Origin of the sequence: Methylobacterium sp. WL116 (genome assembly GCF_008039455.1) — a bacterium.
Classification (GTDB): domain Bacteria; phylum Pseudomonadota; class Alphaproteobacteria; order Rhizobiales; family Beijerinckiaceae; genus Methylobacterium.
Genome location: NZ_VRUV01000318.1, coordinates 1 through 5,375 on the forward strand (window position 1 = coordinate 1; position 5,375 = coordinate 5,375).

General features: G+C 70.6%; 6 protein-coding genes. 4 read left to right on the forward strand and 2 right to left on the reverse strand.

The features are described 5' to 3' along the window. The coding region (locus FV223_RS19145) for a ferredoxin:protochlorophyllide reductase (ATP-dependent) subunit N (RefSeq protein WP_147728495.1) at window positions 1-850 on the reverse strand (850 nt) is incomplete at its 3' end. After that, on the reverse strand, window positions 847-1,362 hold the full coding sequence (gene bchF, locus FV223_RS19150) for a 2-vinyl bacteriochlorophyllide hydratase (RefSeq protein WP_147728496.1): 516 nt from the start codon (window positions 1,360-1,362) through the stop codon (window positions 847-849). The genes FV223_RS19145 and bchF, both read right to left, overlap by 4 nt. 334 nt (window positions 1,363-1,696) lie before the next feature. On the opposite strand from bchF, the gene FV223_RS19155 reads away from it, so the two are divergent. The 4 genes from FV223_RS19155 to FV223_RS19170 all read left to right on the forward strand — a co-directional run. Then, entirely contained in the window at window positions 1,697-2,527 is an 831-nt protein-coding gene (locus FV223_RS19155) for a cobalamin B12-binding domain-containing protein (RefSeq protein ID WP_243932077.1), read from the forward strand. A 35-nt stretch (window positions 2,528-2,562) separates the two neighbouring features. Next, the gene (gene ppsR / locus FV223_RS19160) at window positions 2,563-4,011 is read left to right on the forward strand and encodes a transcriptional regulator PpsR (RefSeq protein ID WP_147728497.1); all 1,449 of its coding nucleotides are present in this window, start codon (window positions 2,563-2,565) and stop codon (window positions 4,009-4,011) included. A gap of 203 nt (window positions 4,012-4,214) precedes the next feature. Beyond that, window positions 4,215-5,096 (forward strand): chlorophyll synthase ChlG, encoded by an 882-nt coding sequence (gene chlG / locus FV223_RS19165; protein WP_147728498.1) that lies wholly within the window; start codon window positions 4,215-4,217, stop codon window positions 5,094-5,096. Then, window positions 5,096-5,375: PucC family protein (locus FV223_RS19170; protein WP_147728499.1), on the forward strand; the 280-nt coding region annotated here is incomplete at its 3' end. The genes chlG and FV223_RS19170, both read left to right, overlap by 1 nt.

Consider the following 5,375-nt stretch of genomic DNA (forward strand, 5'->3'; position numbering starts at 1 on the left):
CCTCGAAGCGGCCCTCAGGCACCCCCCACGCGTCGGCCGCGGCCCTGAGCCAGCGCGTCGTGCCCTCCACGCCGAGCGGGAACGGGGCCGACAGGCGCTTGGCGCCGCGGGCCTCCAGGGCCTTGGCGGTGTCGGTCAGGAACGGCTGCGCCAGCAGGAACGTCGTGCTCGGGCCGACGGCCGGCAGCGCGCCGGCCCGGCGCGCCGGCAGGAACGCGACGTTCGCGATGCCCAGCTCGGAGAACAGCCGAAGGAACTGGTCTTCGACCACGTCGGCGAGCGCGCCCGCCACCAGCAGCGACGGGGCGGCGTCGGGCGCTTCCCGCGGCATCTCGGGCACCAGGGCCGCGAGGCAGGCATCCTCTCCCTGCGTGAACGTGGTCTCGATGCCGCTGCCGGAATAGCTCAGCACCCGCACGTCCGGCGAGAAGGTGGTCGAGAGCCGCTGCGCCGCGCGGCCGAGATCGAGCTTGATCACCTCGGAGGGGCACGAGCCGACCAGGAACAGCAGCCGGATGTCGGGGCGGCGCTCGATCAGGCGGCGCACCACCCGGTCGAGCTCCTCGTTCATGTCGGCGATGCCGGCGAGGTCCCGCTCGTCGATGATCGCGGTGGCGAAGCGCGGCTCGGCGAAGATCATCACCCCGGCGGCCGACTGGATCAGGTGGGCGCAGGTGCGCGAGCCGACGACGAGGAAGAACGCGTCCTGGATCTTGCGGTGCAGCCAGACGATGCCGGTCAGCCCGCAGAACACCGCGCGCTGGCCGCGCTCCTGCCGGATCGCCACGTCGCCGCAGCCGGGTTCGGCGGTGGCTGCGACGGTCCTCGGCGGGAGGAAGGGCGCGTTCATCGCGCCACCATCGCGGTGCCGGCGACGGGGCGCGGACGCCGCGGCGCCTGCAGCCGCGCCGCCCGCAGCTTCAGCAGGAATTGCGTCGCGTTGACCGCGTAGGAGGCGTAGGCCGCGAGCGCCAGCCACATCAGGCCGGCCGTGCCGAGGAGCCCGAAGCCGAGGGCTGCGAGGTAGGCGGTGTGCAGGGCCAGCACGAGCATGCTGACCACGTCTTCCCAGTAGAAGGCCGGGGCGAACAGGTAGCGGCCGAACACCGCCTTCTCCCAGATCGAGCCGGTGACCATGATCGCGTAGAGCAGGAAGGTCTTGGCCAGCACCGAGAGGTTGGCCGCGGCCTCGCCCTCCCCGGTGGACAGCGTCCGCAGGACCAGCCCCAGGCTGACGAGGAACACGAGGAATTGAAGCGGGGCCAGAAGGCCCTGGACCAGGGTCCAGCGGGTCGCGTCGCGCCGGGCGCGCTCGGCCGACGTGTAGAGTGATGGTCGTGCCGTCCGGTCACTGGGACCCATAGCCTTACCCCATCCCTGCTGCGGCGGGCCGCCTCTCGGGAGGGCGGCTTGGGGGAAGCCTAGAAACCGTGCCAAAAAGTGTCAAGCGCGCTTTACGTCAAAACTGTATGACAATGACGGGAAGCATTCTTATTCGATTCGACCATTGCCAAGCCGCCTCGAAAGCGTATCGTCTAGGTCAAGTCGTCCCGGAGAGGGCGACGGCACGGGGAATCCTAACCCCGGCCAAGCTATATTTTGAATACAATTAAGCCGTCAGCGACATTGGAGTTGGCCAATGGATGACTTGAGGCGCTCCGAGGGGCGAAACGCCATCCTAGCGCTCGCTCGCGAGATGGCGTCAGCCTGCGAGATCGACCAGCAGGCGCCGCCGCGCCGGCAGCAATTGTCCGATCGGTGGCACGGTCACCTCTCCCGCGTGGTCGAGGCCGAGATCATCCCCCGCCTGATGCTCGCACACCGCATGGAGGCGTCGACGCGCGGCCCGGGGCCGAGAAAGCCGACCGCCGAGGACATCGAGGCCTTCGCCTCCCTCGTGCTGGCGCCGGCCGGCGAGGTGGTGGAGGCGCGCATCGCCGCGCTCGTCGACGACGGCCTCGCCCTCGACAGCCTGCTCCTCGACCTCCTGGCGCCGACCGCGCGGCACCTCGGCGTGCTCTGGGAGGAGGACCTCTGCGACTTCGCCGAGCTGACGATCGCGATGGGCCGCCTGCAGCGGATCATGCACGACCTCGCGCGCCGCTACGGCGGCGAAACAGGAGGGCACCGGGACGGGCACAGCATCCTCCTGAGCCTTTGTCCCGGCGAGACCCACATGTTCGGGCTGTCGATGATCGAGCAGTTCTTTCGCGACGCGGGCTGGGACGTCACGAGCACGGCGCTCGCGCCGGTGGGCGAGATCCTGAACCAGGCGCGGACCGCCTGGTTCGACGTGATCGGCCTGTCGCTCGGCTGCGAGGTGCTTCTGCCGACCCTGACCAAGACCGTCCACGAGCTGCGCCGGGTCTCGTTCAATCCCGGCGTGCGCATCCTCGTCGGCGGCCCGATCTTCGTCGACAATCCGGGGCATATCGAGCGCGTGGGTGCTGATGCCACGGCCACGGATGCGCGTCGTGCTGTGGCCGCCGCCGAGTTCATGCTTGATCTCAGGGCGGGAGCCTGCTGAAAGACCCGATCGACGACTTCACGAAGCGGTGAGACTTGACCAGCTTGGCCACCCACGCTGCGCAGAACCCCTCCGCAGCCCTGAGCAAGACCCTGTCGGCCCTCGGGGGAGAGGCGGCGGGCCTTCTCGTCGCGGCCGCGACCGACCTGTCCCTGGTGGTGGATGCCGACGGCATCATCCGCGACGCGGCCTTCGCCGCCCCGGACCTCGCGGGCCAGGGCTGCGACACGTGGCTCGGGCGGCGCTGGATCGACACCGTCACCGTCGAGAGCCGCCCGAAGATCGATGCGCTGCTGCGCGACGCCGCGCCGGACGGGGTGACGCGCTGGCGGCAGGTCAACCACCCGTCCGTCTCCGGCGACGACCTGCCGATCCGCTACGCCGCGATGCGCCTCGGCACGGACGGCTCGATCATCGCGATCGGCCGCAACCTGCTCGCCATGGCCTCGCTCCAGCGCAAGCTCGTCGAGACGCAGCAGGCGCTGGAGCGCGACTATCTCCGCCTGCGCGGCGCCGAGACCCGCTACCGCATGCTGTTCCAGCTCGGCAGCGAGCCGGTGCTCGTGGTTGACGCGGCCACGCGCCGGGTCACCGAGGTCAACCCCGCCGCGGTCCGGCTCCTCGGGCGCACCGAGAAGCGGATCCTCGGGCTGGACGTGGTCGAGCTGTTCGAGGCGGCGAGCGGGCGCGAGATCGAGCTGCTGTTCTCCGGCCTGCGCGCCACCGGCAAGGCCGAGGATCTCGAGACCCGGCTCGCCGGAAGCCGCGGGCAGGCGCGGATCTCGGCATCGCTGTTCCGGCAGGGCAGCTCGGCGAGCGCGCTGCTGCGGCTAAGCGATTCCGCGATCGGCGACGCCGCGTCGCCCGAGCGGCGCGGCCCGCTCCTCGACGTCATCGAGGGCATTCCCGAAGGGTTCGTCGTCACCGACCTGTCGCGGCGGATCCTCACCGCCAACGGGGCCTTCCTCGACCTCGCCCAGGTCGCGACCGTGGAGCAGGCGCGCGGCGAGCTGATCGACCGCTGGATCGGCCGCGAGGAGACCGAGGCCGCGACCCTGTTCGCGACGCTGGCCGAGCACGGCTCGGTCCGCCACTTCGCCACCGGCCTGCGCGGCCTTCTCGGATCCGTCGAGGAGGTCGAGATCGCCGCCGTCGCCGTGCCGAACGCCCGCCCGCCCTGCCTCGGCTTCACCATTCGCGGCACGCCGCGCCGTGCCGTGGCGACGGCGGTGTCGGGCGGGCACGAGCTGCCGCGCTCGGTCGAGCAGATGACCGAGCTGGTCGGCCGCGTCTCGATGAAGAACCTCGTGCGCGAGACCACCGACCTGATCGAGCGTCTCTGCATCGAGGCGGCGCTGCGGATCACCCGCGACAACCGGGCCTCGGCCGCCGAGATGCTTGGGCTCAGTCGCCAGGGCCTCTACGCCAAGTTGCGCCGATACGGCATCGGCGATCTCGACGGGCCCGACTATCCCGACGCCTGAGCGCGATCCGCTCGGCCTGCCTCGACCCGCGAATCGCGACGTCCGCCGCCGGAACGCTCGTGAATGGACCGTCCGTCGGCGTTCGACCTCGCCCGCTTGGTTTCAGCTTGGCACTACTCTTACCTTCATGTGTCCAAGTTTTCGATCATCTGTCGTGTCATCTCTGCTTGACACCTCGTAGGGCGAGATCCTAGCCTCGCACCATGGCGACACCGGCTCCCAGCGCACTCGTCGAACTGCTCAAGCCGATCACGTGGTTCGCGCCGATGTGGGCCTTCGCCTGCGGCGTGGTCTCGTCGGGGCAATCCACCCACGGGCAATGGCCGGTGATCATGGCCGGCGTCGTGCTCGCCGGGCCGCTGGTCTGCGCCACCAGCCAGGCGGTCAACGACTGGTACGATCGCCACGTCGACGCGATCAACGAGCCGAACCGCCCGATCCCGTCCGGCCGCATGCCCGGCCGCTGGGGGCTCTACGTCGCCGGGGCCTGGACCGGGCTTTCGCTCCTCGTCGCCGCCGCGCTCGGGCCCTGGATCCTCGGCGCGGCGATCTTCGGCCTCGTTCTGGCGTGGCTCTACAGCGCGCCGCCGATGCGCCTGAAGAGCAACGGCTGGTGGGGCAATTCCGCCGTGGCGATCTGCTACGAGGGACTGCCGTGGTTCACCGGCGCCGCCGTGATGGCCGCCACCGTGCCCGACCGCCGCGTCCTGATCGTCGCGGCGCTGTACTCGATCGGTGCCCACGGGATCATGACCTTGAACGACTTCAAGTCGGTGGAGGGCGACACCCTCACCGGCATCCGCTCGCTGCCGGTCCAGCTCGGCATCCCCGGGGCCGCCCGCTTCGCCTGCCTCGTGATGACCGTGCCGCAGGTGGCCGTGATCGCGTTCCTCTACGGCTGGAGCCGGGGGTGGCACGCCGCGATCGTCGCGCTGCTGCTCGTCGGGCAGATCGCGCTGATGCGCCGGCTGCTCGCCGCGCCGCGGGCGAAGGCCGCCTGGTACAACGGCACCGGCACCACCCTCTACGTGCTCGGCATGCTGGTTTCCGCCTTCGCGCTCCGCCCGCTCGTGGGAGCCCCGTGATGGCCGCGCCCGCCTCATCGTCATTCACATCTTCGTTCTCTTGGGCGCAGATCGTCCGTCTCGGCCTCGTCCAGACCGCGCTGGGCTCCGTCGTCGTGCTGATGACCTCGACCATCAACCGGGTGATGGTGGTGGAGCTGGCGCTGCCCGCCATCGTCCCGGGCGCGCTGGTCGCCTTGCACTACGCGGTGCAGGTGCTGCGCCCGCGCTGGGGCTACGGCTCGGATGTCGGCGGCCGCCGCACGCCGTGGATCGTCGGCGGCATGGCCGCTCTGGCGC

Excerpts from the sequence above, each read along its gene's own strand:
- bchF (WP_147728496.1), bottom strand. The coding sequence starts at position 1,362 with ATGGGTCCCAGTGACCGGACGGCACGACCATCACTCTACACGTCGGCC.
- FV223_RS19155 (WP_243932077.1), top strand. The coding sequence starts at position 1,697 with ATGGCGTCAGCCTGCGAGATCGACCAGCAGGCGCCGCCGCGCCGGCAG.
- chlG (WP_147728498.1), top strand. The coding sequence starts at position 4,215 with ATGGCGACACCGGCTCCCAGCGCACTCGTCGAACTGCTCAAGCCGATC.